Source organism: Streptomyces sp. NBC_00271 (genome assembly GCF_036178845.1).
Classification (GTDB): domain Bacteria; phylum Actinomycetota; class Actinomycetes; order Streptomycetales; family Streptomycetaceae; genus Streptomyces.
In genome coordinates this window covers 10,736,776-10,754,548 of the sequence record NZ_CP108070.1, presented here as the reverse complement: position 1 = coordinate 10,754,548, position 17,773 = coordinate 10,736,776, and the positions used below count along the sequence as shown (strand labels likewise).

Sequence of the window (17,773 nt, the reverse complement as noted above, 5' to 3'; positions counted from 1 at the left end):
GATGGCTTTGCAGATCAGCGCCACCAACCCGGAGCACCCCGCGCTCCTGCTCGAACTGCCCTGGCAACTGCCCCTGGAAGAGTGGCCGGAGCACTACCTGGTCCCGCTCCCCCGCGGCATCTCGCGGCACGTGGTGCGCTACGCGCGCGCCGGGACCGAGGTCGTGGCCGTCAAGGAGCTGGCCGAGCGGCCCGCCCTGCGCGAGTACGAACTGTTGCGCAGCCTGGACCGGCTCTCCATTCCCGCCGTGGACCCGCTCGCCGTGGTCACCGGGCGCACCGACGGCGAGGCCGGCCCCCTGGAGCCCGTCCTCATCACCCGGCACCTGGGCGGCTCGATGCCGTACCGGTCGATGTTCGAGACGACCATGCGGCCCGCCACCATGCACCGCCTGATGGACGCGCTGGCGGTGCTGCTGGTGCGGCTGCATCTGGCGGGGTTCGCGTGGGGTGACTGCTCGCTGTCGAACACGCTGTTCCGGCGCGACGCCGGAGCGTACGCGGCCTATCTCGTGGACGCCGAGACCGGGGAGCTGCACCCGCAACTGAGCAGCGGGCAACGGGAGTACGACCTCGATCTCGCCCGCGTCAACATCAGTGGGGAGCTGCTGGACCTGGAGGCGGCGGGGGCCCTGCACCCCTCCGTCGACCCGATCGAGTTCGGCATGGAGATCTGCGCGCGCTACCAGAGCCTGTGGGACGAGCTGACCCGCACGTCCGTCTACCCGGCGGGCAAGCACCACTACATCGACCGGCGGATCCGCCGCCTGAACGACCTCGGTTTCGACGTCGCCGAGATGCAGATCGCGCATTCCTCGAACGGGGACACGGTGACCTTCGTGCCCAAGGTCGTCGACGCGGGCCACCACCAGCGCCAGCTGCTGCGGCTGACCGGGCTCGACGCCGAGGAGAACCAGGCGCGGCGGCTCCTGAACGACCTGGAGAGCTGGATGGCCACCCAGGACGACTACACGCCCGGTGACCCCCTGACCGCCCGCCCGGAAGTCCTCGCCCACCGCTGGGTGCGGGACGTGTTCCGGCCGACCGTCCGGGCGGTGCCGCTGGACCTGCGCGGCTCCATGGACCCGGCCGAGATCTACCACGAGCTCCTCGAACACCGCTGGTACCTGTCCGAGCAGGCGCAGCACGACATCGGCCTGGACACCGCCGTGGAGGACTACGTCACCAACATCCTCCCCAAGATGCGGGAGTCCCTGCTGTCACAGGCCGAGGCCCCCACAGAGCCCGCGTGAAGCGGTTCCAGAGCGAAGGCGGCCGTTCGTACATACGATTGAGGACGACACTGTCCTGCTCGGGGTGGGAGACGTATGGCACAGGCCGCCGCTACAGCGCGGACCGTCATTCTGACCGTGGATGACGATCCCGGGGTGTCGCGCGCCGTGGCGCGCGACCTCAGGCGCCGCTACGGCGAGTCGCACCGGATCGTGCGCGCGGAGTCCGGGGATGCCGCGCTGGACGCGCTCAAGGAGCTGAAGCTGCGGGGCGACCAGGTGGCGGTGATCCTCGCCGACTACCGGATGCCGCAGATGAACGGCATCGAGTTCCTGGAACAGGCGCTCGACGTGTACCCCGGCGCACGCAGGGTGCTGCTGACCGCGTACGCGGACACGAACGCGGCGATCGACGCGATCAACGTGATCGATCTGGACCACTACCTGCTCAAGCCGTGGGATCCGCCGGAGGAGAAGCTCTACCCGGTCCTCGACGATCTCCTGGACGCCTGGCGTACCAGCGACTACCGGCCCGTCCCGACCTGCAAGGTGGTCGGACACCGGTGGTCGGCGCGCTCCTCGGACGTACGGGAGTTCCTGGCCCGCAACCAGGTGCCGTACCGCTGGTACTCGTCCGACACGCCGGAGGGGCAGCGGCTGCTGTCCGCGGCCGGTCAGGACGGGGAGCGGCTGCCGCTGGTGATCACACCGGACGGTACGCCACTGATCGAGCCCGCCGACCCGGATCTCGCGGCGCGGGTCGGGCTGGCCACGACGCCGACGTCGGAGTTCTACGACCTCGTCGTCATCGGCGGTGGTCCGGCCGGCCTCGGAGCGGCCGTGTACGGGGCGTCCGAGGGGCTGCGGACCGTGCTCGTGGAGCGGTCGGCGACCGGTGGGCAGGCCGGGCAGAGCTCACGTATCGAGAACTACCTCGGCTTCCCGGACGGGGTGTCCGGGGGCCAGCTCACCGACCGGGCGCGGCGGCAGGCGGCGAAGTTCGGCGCCGAGATCCTCACCGCGCGCGAGGTGACCGGCCTCGAGGTCACCGGAGCGTCCCGCACCATCCGGTTCTCGGACGGCTCGGCGATCTCCGCGCACGCGGTGATCCTGGCGACCGGTGTCTCGTACCGGCAGTTGCAGGCGCCCGGCCTGGCCGACCTCACCGGATGCGGCGTCTTCTACGGTTCGGCGCTGACCGAGGCGGCCGCCTGCCAGGGCCACGACGTGTACATCGTGGGCGGGGCGAACTCGGCCGGTCAGGCCGCCATGTACCTGTCGCGCGGCGCGAAGTCGGTCACCCTCCTCGTACGGGGAACGTCGTTGTCCGCCTCGATGTCGCACTATCTGATCCAGCAGATCGAGGAGGCGCCCAACATCACGGTGCGCACCTGCACGGTCGTCGACGCGGCGCACGGCACGGACCATCTGGAGCAGCTCACCCTGCGGGACGTGACGAGCGGGCACACCGAACTCGTCGACGCGCAGTGGATGTTCGTGTTCATCGGCGCGGCCCCGCTCACCGACTGGCTGGAGGGGACGGTGCTGCGGGACGGGCGCGGATTCATCCCGGCGGGTCCCGACATGACCATCGACGGGCAGCCGCCCAAGGGCTGGGAACTGGACCGGCCGCCGTACCACCTGGAGACCAATATTCCCGGCGTGTTCGTGGCCGGGGACGCGCGTGCCGAGTCCGCGAAGCGGGTCGCTTCCGCGGTCGGAGAGGGAGCCATGGCCGTCATGCTCGTCCACCGTTATCTGGAGCAGTCATGAGCGGGCGGCCGATGCCGTGCGACATGGGGGAACTGAGCACGCTGTTCCTGTTCGAGAAGCTGGACGCGGACCAGCTGGGCCGGCTGTGCCGGGAAGGCCGGGTGGAGGAGTTCGACCCGGGTCCCGTCTACCTTGAGGGCGATCCGGCCACCTGCTTCTTCGTGCTCCTCGAAGGCACCCTGGTGATGTCGCGCCGGGTCGGGGGCGACGACGTGGAGACCACCCGCAGCTCCCAGCGCGGGGTGTACGCGGGGGCCACCCAGGCCTATGTGAGCGGGCCGGACCAGGCGAACTACCGGGGCTCCCTCCGTGTCACCGTGCCCTCCCGGTTCTTCATCCTGCCCGCCGAGACCTTCTCCTCGATCATGCGGGACTGGTTCCCCATGGCCGTACACCTGCTGGAAGGGCTCTTCTACGGCACCCAGAACGCCCAGCGGACCATCGGGCAGCGCGAACGACTGCTGGCGCTCGGTTCGCTGTCGGCCGGGCTGACGCACGAGCTCAACAATCCGGCCGCGGCGGCGGTCCGGGCCACCTCGGCGCTGCGGGAGCGGGTCGCGAAGATGCGGCAGAAGCTCGGCGTAATCGCCGCGGGCCCCTACAAGCGCCACACTCTGGAAATCCTGGTCGAGATCCAGGAGCGCACCGCCGAGCGGGTCGCCAAGGCCACGCCGCTGAGCCCGCTGGAGGCCTCCGACCGGGAGGACGCGCTCGCCGACTGGCTGGACGACCACGACATCGCGGGTGGCTGGCAGCTCGCGCCGACGTTCGTACAGGCGGGGCTCGACACGGACTGGCTGGACCAGGTCGCGGCGGCCGTGGACGAGGAGACGCTCCAGGGAGCGGTCCACTGGCTGAACTACACCGTGGAGACCGAGCTCCTCATGAACGAGATCGAGGACTCCACGACCCGTATCACGCACCTCGTGGACGCGGCCAAGCAGTACTCGCAGCTCGACCGCGCGCCCTATCAGGTCGTCGACGTCCACGACCTCCTGGACAGCACGCTGATGATGCTCTCCGGGAAGATCGGCTCCGGCGTCAAGGTCGTCAAGGACTTCGACCGTACGCTGCCGAAGATCCCCGCGTATCCGGGCGAGTTGAACCAGGTATGGACGAACCTCATCGACAACGCCGTCTCGGCGATGGACGGCGAGGGGACCCTGACCGTGCGCACCGCACTCGACCACGACCAGCTGCTCGTCGAGTTCCGCGACAGCGGTCCCGGGGTACCGCCCGAGATCCGCGACCGCATCTTCGACCCGTTCTTCACCACCAAGCCGGTCGGTGAGGGGACGGGGCTCGGTCTGGACATCTCGTTTCGGATTGTCGTCAACAAGCACCACGGGAGTATTCACGTGCAGTCCGTCCCGGGCGACACCCGCTTCCAGGTACGCCTTCCCCTGACCGTCGCGGACACCGAAACACCCGAGGAGTCTTCATGAGCCTGCCCGCCGGAATCGATCCGAGTGTCCCGCCGAGCGGTCCGGGGTGCGGGGACTGCGACGCCGCCGGCGGCTGGTGGTTCCATCTGCGCCGCTGTGCGCAGTGCGGCCACATCGGCTGTTGCGACGACTCGCCCGCCAAGCACGCCACGGCGCACGCGAAGAGCACCGGCCATCCCATCATCCGCAGCTTCGAACCCGGCGAGGCCTGGTTCTGGAACTTCGACACGTCCGAGCTGTACGAGACCGGCCCGGACCTCGCTCCCCCGCTGAGCCACCCCGAGGACCAGCCGACACCGGGTCCCGCGGGGCGGGTGCCGGCGAACTGGATGAGCGCGCTGGGCTGACCTGTCGGCCCGTACCTTCAGCCCCGTGCCCTCCGCCCCGTGCCCTCCGCCCCGCGCCTTCAGCGGACGTCAGCGCACGGAGTGGCCGTACATCTCGCCCAAGGGCTCGGCGAGGAGTTCGACGCGGGCGCCGTCGGGGTCGCGGAAGTAGAGCGAAGTGCCGCTCTCCTCCTCGTAGTCGACCCCGGCGGCGTCGAGCCGTTCGCGCAGCCGCTGCCAGGTGGTGGGGTCGACGGAGATGGCCAGGTGGTGCAGTCCACCGAGCACCTCGGCGTAGGGGCCGAGGTCGAGGCCGGGGAAGTCGAAGAAGGCCAGCAGGTTGCCGTTGCCGACGTCGAAGAAGAAGTGGGTGGAACCCTTGTAGTCGCGGTTCTCGATCACCTCGGTGAGCGGGAACTCCAGGATGCCCTGGTAGAAGCGGACGGTCCGCTCGACGTCGGCGGAGAGCAGCGCCACGTGGTGCACTCCGCGTGCGGAACTCGCCGGCCGGTCGGAGGCCAGATGCGTGTCGCGGATGCGCGTGCGCTCCGCCTCGATCGCCGCGAGGTCCAGGGGCTCCAGTGCGCTCATGGGAAACTCCGTTCGCTATTCAACCACTTTGTCCTCACTCTAGACCTCGCGACCGCACGCGGGCCACCGGTCGGTGGCGGCCGCGGTGTCCTCGGTCGGTCACCCCCGGGGTGCCGAAGCCGAACCGGCGTCACTGGTCACCCGGATCGCATCATCGACCATCTCGGCCCGACGCTCGCGCTTCAGCCCCGCCAACGGTTCGCCAAGGACACCGTGCTCATCGTGGACGGCACTGCCAGGACGCCGTCACCCAGCGAAACGGTAGCTCGCGGCGAGGGCCCGCCCCAACATCGCGCGGGCCCAAGTACGCCATCAACACCGCGCCCGTCTCAGCCATTACCGCCGCCGGGGCCACCGGCCTCGTAAGTTCCAATGCAGTAGCAGGCCGTGGGCGGGGCCATATTCCGGTGGCGGGCGGAGCGCCGCTCGGACATGATCGCGCGCATGGGCTCAACGGTGACGAACATAGCGATCGACTGTGCGAACGCCTACCAACTGGCGCGGTTCTGGAGCGATGTGACCGGACAACCGCTGGATCCCGAGGACGAACCGGGTGACGACGAGACCGAGATCATGCTGCCCGGCGGCCCGGCCTTGCACTTCAACGAGGTTCCGGAGCCGAAGTCGGCCAAGAACAGGCTCCATCTGTGCCTGCGCCCCGACACCTCGCGGGACGCAGAGGTTGAGCGGCTGCTGAGCCTGGGCGCCTCCCTGGTCGCCGATCGCCGCAAACCCGACGGCTGGGGCTGGGTTGTTCTCGCCGACCCCGAGGGCAACGAGTTCTGCATATTGCTGGCCGAATCCGAGCGCGCCACATTGTCCTAGTGATCTCAGCCCTTTCTCGAACCCAGCGTCAGCCCCGCGATAAGTGCCGCTGCAGTACTCGTATTCCAGTCAAGGTTCTCCATTGCCGCTGGTCAGAGGCCTTGTTTGGAGTGTAGTTGACTGACGCACTGTCAGGGCGGTGGCAGTTCGTGCCTCACCCGATCGGGGCGCGTGCGGCGTTGGTAGTGGCGGTGGCGGGCAATGGCTTGGTGGCGTCGGCGCCAGCAGGACCAGTGGAGCCGGTGTGAGGGTGGCTGGAGCCGGGTCGTCGGGGAGCGGGCAAGATCCAGGAACCAATGTGCTGCACCAGCGTCAACCCGCCCGCACGACTCGTCCGGTCGGCGGGCCGTCTCTCGTTCCGGGTTGGTCCGATTGGTCGGATCTGCCGGTGGGTCGCGCCGGGACGTTCCGGGCGGCGGCAGAGCCGAGGTTATGAATGCGTGACCTGACCATTCATGAGCATCAACCTCAGGAGCCACACGATGCGCCCCATGAGAGCAGCCTGTCTCGGCACGGCCACTGCGCTGGTTACCCTTCTCGCCTGCGCCCCTGTCGCGGCCGCCGCCGCGACGGACACCGATTCCGCCCACGCCAAGAGCGGAGACCGGGTCATCACACTCATCGGCCGGCTCGCGCAGCAGACGCGCTTCCCCGTCAACCCCGGCGGCGCCCCCGCCCAGGGCGATCGGACCGTCTTCCGCTCGATCCTCTTCGACCAGTACGGCAACCAGGTCGGCGACACCGACGGTACCTGCACCACCACCCGGGTCGACAACAGCGGAGCGGAGGAGTGCGTCGTGACCTACAACCTCCCGGGCGGCCAGCTCTCCGTGCAGGGAATGGTCTTCGGCATTCTCAACCCGGGCCCTCCCCCTTCGTTCGACAACGGGATCACCGGCGGCACCGGAGAATTCGACCGGGCTCGCGGCTCGGTCCACGCCGACACGATCGCTCCGGGCACGAGGCGCTTCACGATCGACCTCGACCGCTGACTGGCCCTGCCCCCGGTGAGAAGGCTGACCCGTCCACCTGCTCTTCGTGGTGCGGGTCGGCGGGTACCGGCTCGGAGGTGCCCGGTGCCGGCGGCGGGCCGCCAGGCTTGGGCTGTGGCGATGCCGTCGGCCCGGTGGCGGTGACCGTCCAGGAACAGCCGCGGTCGGTGCTGGTCCGGAGGGGGTGCGTCAGAGGCGCGCGCAGTGGGCGAAGCTGGAGCCGCTGCTCCCGGTCGGAAGGAAGCCTGGACGGCCACCGGTGCACACCAAGCGGGCCGCACTTGAGGGGTGGGTGCGGGGTCGTTCCACGCCGCAGGCGTGGGCCTTGCGGTGTCGGATCACCTGGCCTGGGCGGAAGGCGCCTCGAACAAGGACGTGGCGGCTCAACTCGGTTCCACGCCGCATGCGGTGGGCCGTGGGCGGGCCAGGTTCGTGCAGTACCGGATCGCCGGTCTGGGTGACCTTTCGGCTCTCTGCACCGCAGGCATCGGGCCGAGGAGTTCAAGAAGTTCCTGGCTGAACCTCGTCGAGCGATGGTTCGCCGAACTGACCAACAAACAGATACGGCGAGGCGTTCACCGGTCCGTGCAAGCCCTGGAGAAGGACATCCGCAACTGGATCGCCGCATGGAACACCGACCCGAAGCCCTAAGCCCTACGTCTGGACGAAGACCGCAGACGAGATCCTCGAACGTCGCCAGCTATCTGAACAGGATTCCTGACTCAGGAGACTAGTGGGACGAGGCGTCCTGGCAGCCGCACGCTGACCGCCGAGTAGGGCGCGACGGCTTTCCGCCGCCCTGGACGTACGGCTTCAGCAGCCGATCGGCCGACTCGGCTCCGGCAGATGGGTCTTCGCCCACTGTGCGAGCTCTTTGAGCGCAGGCTCCAATGCCGCGCCCGCTTCCGTTAGTTGGTAGGACACCCGCAGTGGCGGCCCGTTGTCCACCTCGCGCACGACAAGTTCCGTGGCGGCAAGCTCGGTCAGGCGGTTGGAGAGCATGCGCTCGCTGATTCCGGGGATCGCCCGGCGCAGGTCGGCGAAGTACGTCGGTCCCGTGATCAGCACGGACACGATGGGGCCGGTCCAGCGCTTTCCGAGGAGTTGGAAGACGCGTGTGATGCCCTCGTCGACCTGTGTACGGGTCTCCGCATCGTGACGGGCTGCGCTGTCGCCGGCCCGGTGCGTCGGCCGATTCATACGCCGCGGCCGTGGCGCAGTGCCGCGGTCATGTCGGCGAGGATGCGTGGGTCGAGCGCCGACTCGGAGTTGGGTCCTCCGTGCAGGTACTCGGCGGGTGCGGGTGCGGCATGGAGGGATTCATGGGCGGTGTCCCGGTCACCCTCACCGAGACAGCGGGCCCATCTCGTTCGTGTGGCAAGGAGGTTCGACATACGAACTGCTCCGCAGGCGTCGTGCGCGGTGCTCGGACGTCGGAACATGGCCCGCTGGGGAGGGGCGGAAGCCACGGTGTGATCTCGTGGTCGCATGCGTAGGTCATAGGCGCCTCCTCGGCGGCCAGATGCTGGTACGGCTTGGGACGTTGTGCGCTGGCAGGACGATCAGTCGTGGGTCAGCCTCTGAATATTCGCTCGGCCTGGTCCCGGTTGGTGGTGTGCAAGTGCCAGTAGATAGGAGCGAGTCGGTCGGCCGCGGCCTGCGGCTGACCGTAGAAGGTGGAGGCGCCGATCGTCACGTCGAGGCCGATGTGGGCGGCCTGGATGCCGGTGTCGGCAAGCTCCTTGTGCAGGTTGATCGCCCAGTTGCGCAGTGCGGCCGTGGCTGTGTCGATGTTGGCGGTCGGTGGTTGGGGGTTCATGGAGCCCGCGCCAGTGGTGAACAGCAGCGTGCCGGTGCCGGCCTCGCGCATCGCGGGCAGCACCGCCTTGGTGGCGGCCATGGCGCCGTAGAGGTGAAACTCGATCTCGTGCTGCACGTGCACGAGATCGGCCTCGGCCGGGGTGGTCATCGCGCTGGTGTCGAGCTCGGCCAGCGGGGAGTATTCCAGGACGTCGATCCCACCGAACTGTGCGGCGGCGTCCTTGAGCGCCTGGGTGAGGGCGTCGCGGTCCAGTACGTCCGCAGGGAAGGCGGCGGCGGTGATGCCCTCGGTGGTGAGGGTGCCGACGAGGGCGTCGAGCTTGTCGCGGTTGCGGGAGATCAGGGCGACGTCGAAACCCTGAGAGCCGAAGGTACGGGCGATGGCCAGACCCAACTGGGGGCCGGCTCCGACAATGGCGATGCTGGTCACAGTCATCCTTTCAAAGAGGGGTGGGGGTCTTTGCTGGCGTACCGTCACCACCACCTGGGTTCCGGTTTCGTCAGGACGGATCGGCAGGTTGCCCGGCTGGACGTGAGAGGGATCCTTGGCTCTCCGAGGCGGGGCCGCCGTCCCGACCTCCCTGGAAGACCTCCCTGAGCAGCGGCATGACTCCAGCCGCCAGAGAGTCACCTTTGGCCGCCTGCACCATCCGCAGTAGATCGGCTGCCGTGTCGAGGTCCTCGACCGTCAGGTCCTCTCCGTCGCGCATGCGGACCAGAGCGCCTCTGAACGCCTCGACGAGACGGGCCGAGTGGGGGTCGAACGACATCGAGTCAATGTCTGGCAGGTCGGTGGCTGTGGTCATGTCTGCTCCCTTGCGAGGGGGGAAGAGCCGGAGGCGGGTATAGAGCCGGCATCCATGGGGCTGTTGGCCACCAGCGGCCCGTGATGGGCCGGTCAGAAGGCGTGGGGTCCGAAGCAGCCCCACATGACGATGGCGGCGGGGATGAGCAGGATCGCGTTGAACGCGATGCTCGAGGGCTCCTTGCGGCAGGCATCATGGATGCCCATGGCCAGGATCATGATGGCCGTAAGCCCCGTGGCAGCCAGGGGCGTGAGTACGGTGGCGATGTTGAGGGCGGCCGGGAGGATCAGCCCGAGGGCTGCGGTGAACTCGGCCAGGCCGATCAGGCGCACCGCCGCAGCCGAGACATCGCTCACCCATGGCAGCTGTGGGCTGAGCTGCTCACGGGACTTGGTGGTCTTGAGGACGCCGGAGGCCGCGAAGGCCACGGCCAGCAGGCTCTGCACGATCCACAGGCACGCGTGCTTCAGAGCGGAAGCCCTCTTCTGGGATCGCGACGCGGCGTGGCGGGCCGCGGCGCGATTAGGGTTCGACGAGGGAGCTGGTGTGGTGTCAGCCGCGGGGGAAGCCCTCGGCATCGAGCTTGAAGACGAGCTCGTCCTCCTCGCGCTTGGTGGTGTGCAGCTCCCAGTACATCGGTGAGATCTGCTCGGGCCGGGCCGCCTCCACGCCAGGGAGGACGGAGACGCCGATCGACGAGTCGATGCCGACGTGGGCTGCCTGGATGCCGGTGCCGACCAGCTCCTTGTGCAGGTTCATCGCCCAGTTGCGCAGCGCCGCCGCGGCGGCGTTGACGTTGGCGACCCGCGGGTCAGGCCAGATCGAGCCGGCGCCGGTGGTGTAGAGCAGGGTGCCCGCGCCGGCCTCGCGCATCGCCGGCAGCACTGCCTTGGTGGCAGCGATGGCCCCGTACAGCTGGAAGTTCATCTCAAACTCGACATGGGACGGTTCGGTTCCGGCCGGAGCAGTCAGCGTGGTGATGCCGAACGTGCCCACTGGGGAGTACTCCAGGACGTCGATCCCACCGAATTGTGCGGCGGCGTCCTTGAGCGCCTGGGTGAGGGCGTCGCGATCGAGTACGTCCGCGGGGAACGCAGCGGCGGTCATGCCCTCGGCGGTGAGTGTGCCCACGAGATCGTCGAGCTTGGTGCGGTTGCGGGAGATCAGGGCGACGTCGTAGCCCTGGGAGCCGAAGGTACGGGCGATGGCCAGACCCAGCTGGGGGCCGGCTCCGACAATGGCGATGCTGGTCACAGTGATCCTTTCATGGAACGCCGTCGAGGAGACACGAGCGGCGCTGAGGAGACGGGGAGATATGGAAATGGCTATCCGTTTCGAGATCCGGATAGCCCTTTCCGGTTCACTGCAACCACCGTAGCACAAGAAATGGATAGGGCTTTCCGATTGCTAGACTGCCCCCATGAACCCCGGCGACCAGCACTCCGACGCCCCCGCAGCCCCGCCTGTGCGCAGTGACGTCGAGCGCAACCGGGGGCGGATCCTCGCTGCCGCGCGCACCGTGTTCGCACGCGACGGCCTGGGCGCCTCCATGGCCTCCGTGGCCCGCCAGACAGGCGTCGGAATCGCCACCGTCTTCCGGCACTTCCCCACGAAGGAGGCGCTGGTCGCAGCCGTCTTCTCCGACCGCATGGACGCCTACGCCGACGCGGTCGCCACCGCCCTCGAAGACCCCGACCCCTGGCACGGATTCACCGGCTACATCGAAGCCGCCTGCGCGATGCAGGCCGCCGACAACGGCTTCGCCGACGTCCTGACCATGACCTTCCCCACCGCCAAGGCCATGGAGAAGCGCCGGAACGAGGCGTACGAGGGCATGGTGCAGCTCATCGGCCGCGCCAAGTCCACGGGCCGACTGCGCGAGGACTTCGACCCCTCGGACCTGGTACTGCTGCACATGGCCAACCTCGGCGTCGTCAACGCCTGCGGCGACGCGGCTCCCGACGCCTGGCGACGCGTCGTCGCCCTGATGATCCAGTCCTTCGAGGCCCCGGCCCGGGCCCCCCTTCCCGCCTCGCCCGAGCACGATGACCTCTACAGGGCCATGCTCCGCGCCGTCCCGGCGGGCGACACCGCACGGAAGCCGGAGCAGAACCGCTGACCCGCTGGGCCGCGCCGGCCTGTCCGCCCTCCTCAGCTGACGGAGGGCGTTGCCGGCAGGTTCTGGTCGGCGGTCCAGGATCAGCTCGCCGACCACCGGATGGTTGAGGGTCTTCGTGCCCCTTCTCAGCGAACCAGGCGAGGTGCTGTTTCACCTCCTTGTGGAGGAAGGGTGGGAGGACGACCGCATCCGGGCCATCCGCCCTGACCGAGCTGAGCTGGTCGGGGCTGCGGGTGTCGGCAATCGCTGTGGAGCCGGACTGCAGCCAGAAAACGGTTCGCTGCTGGCTGCACCGCTTCAACCGCTTGGGCCTGCAAGGGCTGGAGGATCTGGGCGGGCAGGGCCGCAAGGGGCGGCGGATCACCGAAGAGGAACGATCCCGGATCATCTCCCTGGTCAAGACCGTGCCGCCGGGGCGACTGCGGTGGGAGCCCGTCGGGGAACTGTGGGCCTTCGATGAGTCCGGACCATCCGAGTGGACCCTGGATTCCCTGGGCGCGGCAGCACGGGCCGAAGGGATCGAGGTGGGCCGCTCACAGGTCAGACGCGAGCTGCTCGCCGAAGGAATGCGGTGGCGCGGCGCCCGGTCCTGGATGCGATCGAAGGACCGGGACTTCGTCCCAAAAGGACAAGGATCATCGGCCTCTACACCCACCCACCCGCCCGACGACGCGACCGTGATTTGCGCCGACGAGCTGGGGCCAGTGAGGCGTCTCGTGAAGGCCGTGACACCTGAGGTTTGCAGCACGTCAACGGGGTTACGCATGAGTCATGGGGGAGGCTGAGAGTGCAACAACTTCCGTTGTCACGACCGGGACGGAAGTGCGGGAGGTTCCGCCCTGGCTCAACTTCTTGCCCATGCGGCAGAAACCGGTCGCAGATGGCCTCCAGCCAGTCACGGACAGGGTTGGAGGCCATCTGCCATTGAGCGGCCGAGCGCACTCAGGGGGCTACTGGTTCCGCCTGCCGCCAGTGCCCTTGGACCTGCTCTCACCAGGCTGGCCCTGCTGCTCGATCTGCTCCTGCAGGCCCCGTGCCTGCTCCTGAAGCTTCTGACGCTCTTGTGGGTCGGTCGCGCGCTCCGCGGCTTCGGTCAGCTTCTGGGCCTTCTCGCGCATCTGCTGGGCTCGGTTGCCGGATTCGCCTGCGGCACTCATGGTCACTCCTTGGACAGTCGGGAAGATCGGACCATCAGCCAATCAGCACCCGATAACCCCCGCATCCCGAACCGTCACCGTGAGCTATCACCACAGGCCCGTCGTCCCAGGACGCGGTCATGGAACCGTCGCGTGACGACGGCCATCGGTTCCCATCCGTCCTGGATGGGCAAACCGACGAAGACGCCGGGCCCCTGAGCGCAAGAGGTCTACGACATGCTGTGGTTCTGCCTGCGTGAGGCGGAGGACATGACGGGGCGCGGCTATCCGGTGGAGACCATGTTCGGGTACGACCGTCCCCGCGGGTATCTGCTGCACTGCGAGCAGGACCGGCGCACGCCAACCCAGGCGATATGGCGCAATTACCTCCTTGGGATTCAAGGGGCGGGTGGTCAGCGGCGCGCGAGTTGCCTCTCGCCCCCTGCGCCTGGTCGGTAGGTCATGTCGTAGCACTGGAAGATCGTTTCTTCTGCCTCGGCGGGTCGTCCATGCCGACCGAGGGCGCCTTCTCAACCAGTGCCCTGGCGTAAGGGACCTTGACGTAGTCCGGCCCGAGGATCGCGTCGTTGAGGGGAAGAAGGCTAGACGGTGAACGTGGGCAGTCCGGTCCGGGCCGTGGCCCTGGCCGGTTCGTCGTCAGTGATGGTGGCCATATAGATCGCTTCGCGGGCGTCGATCTTGTGGCCGCCAGGATCCACGACGTTGTGGTTGGGCCACTCACGGACATCGGCTTCCTGGATCAGGGCCTCCTCCTGAGTCGTTCGGGAAGTGTGTGACTGAGCGCATCACCTGGCGAGTTAGCGCTTGAGTCGGCGAGGCTGCGTATTCAGTCAGCGCGCCTGCTCATTGGCTTGTTGCGGAGCCGTGGCGGAACCCGCCGCCACGGAGAATCCTCCCGCGGCGACGGCTCGGATGCGGAGCGGTCGTGCGGCGGATCGCGATCAGGGCGGCGTCGTCGTCGAGGCGTCCGCCGACGTGGGCGAGAAGATCGCGCCGCATGTGATGCAGAAGCGTCTCGGGGCTGGCGTCGGTCCACTGGGCTGCCCGATCCGTGAACGGGTAGAACATGCCAGCAGGGTCGCGGGCTTCGATGACGCCGTCGGTATACAGCAGGAGGGTCTCCCCGGGCTCGAAGGAGAACACATCGAGGGTGTAGTCCTCCGATCCAGTGCGGCCAACCCCCAGCGGGGGCGCGGGGTGCACGAGAACCGTGACCGCTTCGCCCGGCCTGAGCAGCAAGGGCGGAGGGTGGCCGCAGCTGATCAGCCGGGTGATGGGGTCCTCGTCGGGGATCTCCAGCAGCAAGGTGGTGGCGAAGCGTTCCCCGGCCTCGTCCTCTGGTTCGAAGTCGGTCAGGTAGCGGGCGACGCTCTGTTCCAGCCCAGCGGCCAGCGTCGGCAGCGTGGTGTGCTGGTGGGCGGCCTCACGGAAGGCGCCGAGCAGCAGGGCGGCCTCGCCGATGGCGGGCAGGCCCTTGCCTCGCACGTCACCGATCATCACGCGAGTTCCGTGCTCCGTGCGGGTGGCCGCGTACAGATCGCCGCCGATCTGGGCCTCGTCCTCGGCCGCCAGATACAGGCAGGCGACCTGCAACGGCCCGATCTGGTCCGGCAGCGGCCACAGCAGGACATGCTGCGCGGCCTCCGCAACCGACCGCACCTGGGCCAATTGCCGACTGCGCCGCTCGCGCACCGCACTCAAGAACACAACCAAAACCGAGAGCACCGCGATGGTGACCAACTGCACCACGTGGTTCGTTGTGGCCAGCCCGCCGTGAAGCACGCCAATGATCACTTGGGCCGCCAAGGCCAGAACTCCGATGAAGCCGGTCAGCCGGGGACCGGCGAACGAGGCAGTGATCGCGGGCGCGATGACCAGCGCCGGTCCCAGATGGACGTCTGGGGGAGAGTGGATATCCACCAAAGTGATCACCAGGATGAGCACAACAGGGATCACCAGCAGCGCATGGCTGGACTGCCATGACTGCCGCAGACCGGCAAAGCGCTGCTGGGCTGCCACGTCTCCACCCTGCACCCCCACGGGGGCGGCTGCGAGCCCGGACATCGACACGGCATCCCCCGCCAACTCACATCCTCAGCCTCGCCGACCCAACCGCTCACTCGCCAGGTGAAGCGCACGGTCACAGAAGCTGTGCGTCGCGCCCTCGCGGGGCGCCGGTGTCGACCGTGGTAGTCGAAAGGCATGCCGATGAAGACCTCGGGTGCCGCGGGCCGTTCCTCTCTGTTCGAACGGCTGGGCCGCGTGATCAGCCATTCACCAGTCGGACGCGGATGGCGGCGGAGCAGCGATCTGGAGTTGGTGCAGCGTTCGCTGGGCTTCGCGGCGCTGGGGTTCCTCACACTGGTGCCGCTGCTGATTATTGTCTCCTCGGCCGATCCAGAGCATGGTCGGGGCTTCGCGCAGTGACGATCATGCCTCGTGGGTCGAGCCCCAAGCGGGAACGGCAGTACGAACACATGTGGTTCCTGCGGGCCACCGCAGCGTGGACCGAGGGAGCCACCGGACAGACCGCGGACAGCGGAGCACCCGCAACATCTCGTGTTCTACGGAGGACTCGGAGCGCTGACCGTAGCCGGGGCCCTGGAATGGCCGGTCGCCCTGGCCGTCGGCGGTGCCACCTGGCTGCTGCGCAGCGGGCGGCAGGAGAAGCACGACGCAGACGTCCAGCCGTAGGCTTCCACACATACGGGAAGAGCGGCGCCCGGCGGCGTGCTGATGCGGGCGGTCCGTCTGGGGATGACGGTACGCCGACGGGAGCCGAGGCGGCCCTGGCCGGGGCAGCGAGAACCAGGACGTCTCCCGATGGGACGCAAGCTCCACCGGCTCCGTCGGCAGCGGCGGTCCTAGCAAAATGTGACCAGGTGGGAAAATGAGCCGATCCGACGATGCCCTCGCCGACCATGACCCGGGGCCCGACGCGTACGACGCCACCCCTTACCTGCCGAAGCGGGGCGGCCTCCCCGCACTCCGGCGTGCGGCGGCGGAGTGCCGGGGCTGCCCCCTCCACGAGAACGCCACCCAGACCGTCTTCGGCAAAGGCGCAGCCACGGCGCGGCTTGTCCTCGTCGGGGAGCAGCCCGGAGACCAGGAGGACAAGAGGGGCGAGCCCTTCGTCGGCCCGGCCGGCCAACTGCTGGACAAAGCCCTGGCGGAGGCCGGGATCGACCGGGAGACCACGTATGTCACCAACGCCGTGAAGCACTTCAAGTTCACGCTCGCCGAAGGCGGCAAACGCCGTATCCACAAAGCGCCGGACCTGCGGGAGCTGACCGCCTGCGGGCCCTGGCTCCACGCTGAGTTGCGCCTGATCCGGCCGGCTGTGGTGGTGGCCCTGGGCGCGACGGCAGGGAAGGCGCTGCTCGGGCGGCCGTTCAGCGTGACGAAGGACCGCGGAACGCTCATTCCGCTGCCTCAATGGCGACTCCGCAACATCTGCGCCGCGACTTGCAGGTCTGATACCAGTCCCTCGTACGCGGCAACGGGAGGGGACTCGTGCTGGTCGATGGCGGGTTTCTGCAGTGAAATTCGTCTGTCTGGTGGGCTGGGGTGGTGGCAACGGCTAGCCGTCAGCTTGCCGCTGCCCTCCACTCAGCCCTGTACGGCGACCTGGAACCCCTGGAAGCGGCCCTGGCCACGCAGACGTGAACGGGCATGCGCCATCGCCGCGGGCCGCCGCCTTGGTTCCCTGGGCCGCCCAGCTGCCGCCGTCATGGACCGGGTTCGCCCGCGCATTCCCCGAGTCTGACCCGTCGCGCCCAGTGCCGCAGACACAGTGGGGCCGTCGCCCCCGCGAGGCCCCCGTCATCGGCAGCCCGCGTGAAGAAGTAGCGCCTCCAGGGGGCGGACGAAGCACGCAAATGGACTCGAGTGATTACACATCGACTGAAGACGTGTCTTCACCGCAGGGCCAGATCCGTCCGTCAAAGCGGAGCTAGCTCAGCGGGAACCTCCGGCCGGTTGCCGGACACGTACAGAGCATGGAACTGAACGATGCTGGTCCCGCCGTACCGGCCGGAGGGATATCTGACCGAGAGCTGTGGGCGAGGGCCGTCGACGGCGACCGGGAGGCGTTCGGTCGGATGTTCGACCGCCATGGGAAGACCGTCTACAACCACCTGTTCCGGCGCACGGCCGACTGGTCCGAAGCTGAAGACCTCACGTCGACCGTGTTCTTGCACGCCTGGCGTCGGCGATCGGAGACGGTGCTGGACCGCGACTCGGCCTTGCCGTGGCTGCTGGGCATCGCCGACGGCCTGCTGTCGAACACCAGGCGGCGGCTAAGGCGGGCCGAGGCGTTGCTGCGCCGGCTCGTCTCGCATGACGAGCCGGTGGGCGACCACGCGGACCGTGTCGCCGGCCTGGTCGACGACGAGCGTCGCATGTCGGAAATCCACCGGGCGTTGGCTCGGCTGCCGCGCCACGAACGCGATGTCGTCGAGCTCTGCGTGTGGTCGGGCCTGGATCAGCAGGCGGCTGCGGCAACGCTCGGGGTGGCGGTCGGAACCGTGAAGTCCAGACTGCACCGGGCGCCGCATCAACCAGAGCCTGGTGGAGGACGACGCCTTCTGGTCCTGGGCGGTCATCGAAACCTTGCGGCACACCGGAGTACACGCCCCACGACTTCCGCAGGATGTTCGCCACCGAGGCCGTCACCGGCGACTCCTCG

The 17,773-nt window shown here is 68.5% G+C and carries 19 protein-coding genes and 4 pseudogenes; 14 read left to right on the top strand and 9 right to left on the bottom strand.

Features of this window, described 5'->3' with window-relative positions:
- Position 1 precedes the first annotated feature (1 nt).
- From OG798_RS49010 to OG798_RS48995, 4 genes are all read left to right on the top strand, one after another.
- The gene (locus tag OG798_RS49010) at positions 2-1,252 is read left to right on the top strand and encodes a DUF4032 domain-containing protein (protein WP_328759414.1); all 1,251 of its coding nucleotides are present in this window, start codon (positions 2-4) and stop codon (positions 1,250-1,252) included.
- Between the two features lie 75 nt (positions 1,253-1,327).
- Complete coding sequence (locus tag OG798_RS49005) at positions 1,328-3,004, top strand: FAD-dependent oxidoreductase (RefSeq protein WP_328759413.1); 1,677 nt, start codon at positions 1,328-1,330, stop codon at positions 3,002-3,004.
- Positions 3,001-4,449, top strand: a complete 1,449-nt coding sequence (locus OG798_RS49000; protein WP_120987032.1) for an ATP-binding protein — start codon at positions 3,001-3,003, stop codon at positions 4,447-4,449. Before OG798_RS49005 ends, OG798_RS49000 begins: the two co-directional genes overlap by 4 nt.
- The gene (locus OG798_RS48995; RefSeq protein WP_095850553.1) at positions 4,446-4,796 is read left to right on the top strand and encodes a UBP-type zinc finger domain-containing protein; all 351 of its coding nucleotides are present in this window, start codon (positions 4,446-4,448) and stop codon (positions 4,794-4,796) included. Before OG798_RS49000 ends, OG798_RS48995 begins: the two co-directional genes overlap by 4 nt.
- A gap of 69 nt (positions 4,797-4,865) precedes the next feature.
- Here the strand turns inward: OG798_RS48995 and OG798_RS48990 are convergent, their stop codons facing one another.
- On the bottom strand, positions 4,866-5,366 hold the full coding sequence (locus OG798_RS48990; RefSeq protein WP_179436296.1) for a VOC family protein: 501 nt from the start codon (positions 5,364-5,366) through the stop codon (positions 4,866-4,868).
- Between the two features lie 147 nt (positions 5,367-5,513).
- Between OG798_RS48990 and OG798_RS48985 the strand changes: the two are divergent.
- The 4 genes and pseudogenes from OG798_RS48985 to OG798_RS48970 form a co-directional block, all read left to right on the top strand.
- Positions 5,514-5,633, top strand: a pseudogene (locus tag OG798_RS48985) (IS5/IS1182 family transposase); the annotation flags it as partial.
- Between the two features lie 177 nt (positions 5,634-5,810).
- Entirely contained in the window at positions 5,811-6,191 is a 381-nt protein-coding gene (locus tag OG798_RS48980) for a VOC family protein (RefSeq protein ID WP_121418111.1), read from the top strand.
- Positions 6,192-6,682: 491 nt separating this feature from the next.
- The gene (locus OG798_RS48975) at positions 6,683-7,183 is read left to right on the top strand and encodes an allene oxide cyclase barrel-like domain-containing protein (protein WP_257016273.1); all 501 of its coding nucleotides are present in this window, start codon (positions 6,683-6,685) and stop codon (positions 7,181-7,183) included.
- A 507-nt stretch (positions 7,184-7,690) separates the two neighbouring features.
- Positions 7,691-7,917: pseudogene (locus OG798_RS48970) on the top strand (IS630 family transposase); the annotation flags it as partial.
- 79 nt (positions 7,918-7,996) lie between these two features.
- On the opposite strand, the gene OG798_RS48965 reads toward OG798_RS48970, so the two are convergent.
- From OG798_RS48965 to OG798_RS48940, 6 genes are all read right to left on the bottom strand, one after another.
- Positions 7,997-8,383 carry a winged helix-turn-helix transcriptional regulator gene (locus tag OG798_RS48965; RefSeq protein WP_121413608.1) on the bottom strand — a complete coding sequence of 129 codons (387 nt, stop codon included), beginning with the start codon at positions 8,381-8,383 and terminating at the stop codon, positions 7,997-7,999.
- Entirely contained in the window at positions 8,380-8,577 is a 198-nt protein-coding gene (locus tag OG798_RS48960; RefSeq protein WP_121413609.1) for a hypothetical protein, read from the bottom strand. The genes OG798_RS48965 and OG798_RS48960 overlap by 4 nt, the downstream gene beginning before the upstream one ends.
- 179 nt (positions 8,578-8,756) lie before the next feature.
- Positions 8,757-9,440: an SDR family NAD(P)-dependent oxidoreductase gene (locus OG798_RS48955; RefSeq protein ID WP_328759412.1), complete on the bottom strand. Its 684-nt coding sequence runs from the start codon at positions 9,438-9,440 to the stop codon at positions 8,757-8,759.
- A 64-nt stretch (positions 9,441-9,504) separates the two neighbouring features.
- Positions 9,505-9,810, bottom strand: a complete 306-nt coding sequence (locus tag OG798_RS48950) for a hypothetical protein (RefSeq protein ID WP_121413611.1) — start codon at positions 9,808-9,810, stop codon at positions 9,505-9,507.
- 92 nt (positions 9,811-9,902) lie between these two features.
- The gene (locus OG798_RS48945; protein WP_257016274.1) at positions 9,903-10,256 is read right to left on the bottom strand and encodes a DoxX family protein; all 354 of its coding nucleotides are present in this window, start codon (positions 10,254-10,256) and stop codon (positions 9,903-9,905) included.
- Positions 10,257-10,362: 106 nt separating this feature from the next.
- Positions 10,363-11,064: an SDR family NAD(P)-dependent oxidoreductase gene (locus tag OG798_RS48940; RefSeq protein ID WP_328759411.1), complete on the bottom strand. Its 702-nt coding sequence runs from the start codon at positions 11,062-11,064 to the stop codon at positions 10,363-10,365.
- A 166-nt stretch (positions 11,065-11,230) separates the two neighbouring features.
- Between OG798_RS48940 and OG798_RS48935 the strand changes: the two genes are divergently transcribed.
- Together OG798_RS48935 and OG798_RS48930 are read left to right on the top strand one after the other, a co-directional pair.
- Entirely contained in the window at positions 11,231-11,929 is a 699-nt protein-coding gene (locus tag OG798_RS48935) for a TetR/AcrR family transcriptional regulator (RefSeq protein WP_095850558.1), read from the top strand.
- A 233-nt stretch (positions 11,930-12,162) separates the two neighbouring features.
- On the top strand, positions 12,163-12,714 hold the full coding sequence (locus OG798_RS48930; protein WP_328759410.1) for a helix-turn-helix domain-containing protein: 552 nt from the start codon (positions 12,163-12,165) through the stop codon (positions 12,712-12,714).
- Positions 12,715-12,879: 165 nt separating this feature from the next.
- Here the strand turns inward: OG798_RS48930 and OG798_RS48925 are convergent, their stop codons facing one another.
- Both OG798_RS48925 and OG798_RS48915 read right to left on the bottom strand, forming a co-directional pair.
- On the bottom strand, positions 12,880-13,086 hold the full coding sequence (locus tag OG798_RS48925; RefSeq protein ID WP_095850559.1) for a DUF6381 family protein: 207 nt from the start codon (positions 13,084-13,086) through the stop codon (positions 12,880-12,882).
- 843 nt (positions 13,087-13,929) lie between these two features.
- Entirely contained in the window at positions 13,930-15,105 is a 1,176-nt protein-coding gene (locus OG798_RS48915) for a PP2C family protein-serine/threonine phosphatase (protein WP_328759409.1), read from the bottom strand.
- Positions 15,106-15,288: 183 nt separating this feature from the next.
- Here OG798_RS48915 and OG798_RS48910 point away from each other — a divergent pair, with 183 nt between their 5' ends.
- The 4 genes and pseudogenes from OG798_RS48910 to OG798_RS48895 all read left to right on the top strand — a co-directional run.
- Complete coding sequence (locus OG798_RS48910; protein ID WP_413254812.1) at positions 15,289-15,513, top strand: hypothetical protein; 225 nt, start codon at positions 15,289-15,291, stop codon at positions 15,511-15,513.
- Between the two features lie 132 nt (positions 15,514-15,645).
- Positions 15,646-15,780 (top strand): hypothetical protein, encoded by a 135-nt coding sequence (locus OG798_RS48905; protein WP_328759408.1) that lies wholly within the window; start codon positions 15,646-15,648, stop codon positions 15,778-15,780.
- Between the two features lie 196 nt (positions 15,781-15,976).
- Positions 15,977-16,519, top strand: a pseudogene (locus tag OG798_RS48900) (UdgX family uracil-DNA binding protein); the annotation flags it as partial.
- 565 nt (positions 16,520-17,084) lie between these two features.
- Positions 17,085-17,636: pseudogene (locus OG798_RS48895) on the top strand (RNA polymerase sigma factor); the annotation flags it as partial.
- Between the last annotated feature and the right edge of the window lie 137 nt (positions 17,637-17,773).

What these genes read in the sequence shown, in the direction of transcription:
- OG798_RS48990 (WP_179436296.1), bottom strand. Translation starts at nt 5,366, where the DNA reads ATGAGCGCACTGGAGCCCCTGGACCTCGCGGCGATCGAGGCGGAGCGC.
- OG798_RS49000 (WP_120987032.1), top strand. Translation starts at nt 3,001, where the DNA reads ATGAGCGGGCGGCCGATGCCGTGCGACATGGGGGAACTGAGCACGCTG.
- OG798_RS48975 (WP_257016273.1), top strand. Translation starts at nt 6,683, where the DNA reads ATGAGAGCAGCCTGTCTCGGCACGGCCACTGCGCTGGTTACCCTTCTC.
- OG798_RS48925 (WP_095850559.1), bottom strand. Translation starts at nt 13,086, where the DNA reads ATGAGTGCCGCAGGCGAATCCGGCAACCGAGCCCAGCAGATGCGCGAG.
- OG798_RS48965 (WP_121413608.1), bottom strand. Translation starts at nt 8,383, where the DNA reads ATGAATCGGCCGACGCACCGGGCCGGCGACAGCGCAGCCCGTCACGAT.
- OG798_RS48955 (WP_328759412.1), bottom strand. Translation starts at nt 9,440, where the DNA reads ATGACTGTGACCAGCATCGCCATTGTCGGAGCCGGCCCCCAGTTGGGT.
- OG798_RS48910 (WP_413254812.1), top strand. Translation starts at nt 15,289, where the DNA reads ATGCCGATGAAGACCTCGGGTGCCGCGGGCCGTTCCTCTCTGTTCGAA.
- OG798_RS48960 (WP_121413609.1), bottom strand. Translation starts at nt 8,577, where the DNA reads ATGTCGAACCTCCTTGCCACACGAACGAGATGGGCCCGCTGTCTCGGT.
- OG798_RS49005 (WP_328759413.1), top strand. Translation starts at nt 1,328, where the DNA reads ATGGCACAGGCCGCCGCTACAGCGCGGACCGTCATTCTGACCGTGGAT.
- OG798_RS48935 (WP_095850558.1), top strand. Translation starts at nt 11,231, where the DNA reads ATGAACCCCGGCGACCAGCACTCCGACGCCCCCGCAGCCCCGCCTGTG.
- OG798_RS48980 (WP_121418111.1), top strand. Translation starts at nt 5,811, where the DNA reads ATGGGCTCAACGGTGACGAACATAGCGATCGACTGTGCGAACGCCTAC.
- OG798_RS48995 (WP_095850553.1), top strand. Translation starts at nt 4,446, where the DNA reads ATGAGCCTGCCCGCCGGAATCGATCCGAGTGTCCCGCCGAGCGGTCCG.
- OG798_RS48950 (WP_121413611.1), bottom strand. Translation starts at nt 9,810, where the DNA reads ATGACCACAGCCACCGACCTGCCAGACATTGACTCGATGTCGTTCGAC.
- OG798_RS49010 (WP_328759414.1), top strand. Translation starts at nt 2, where the DNA reads ATGGCTTTGCAGATCAGCGCCACCAACCCGGAGCACCCCGCGCTCCTG.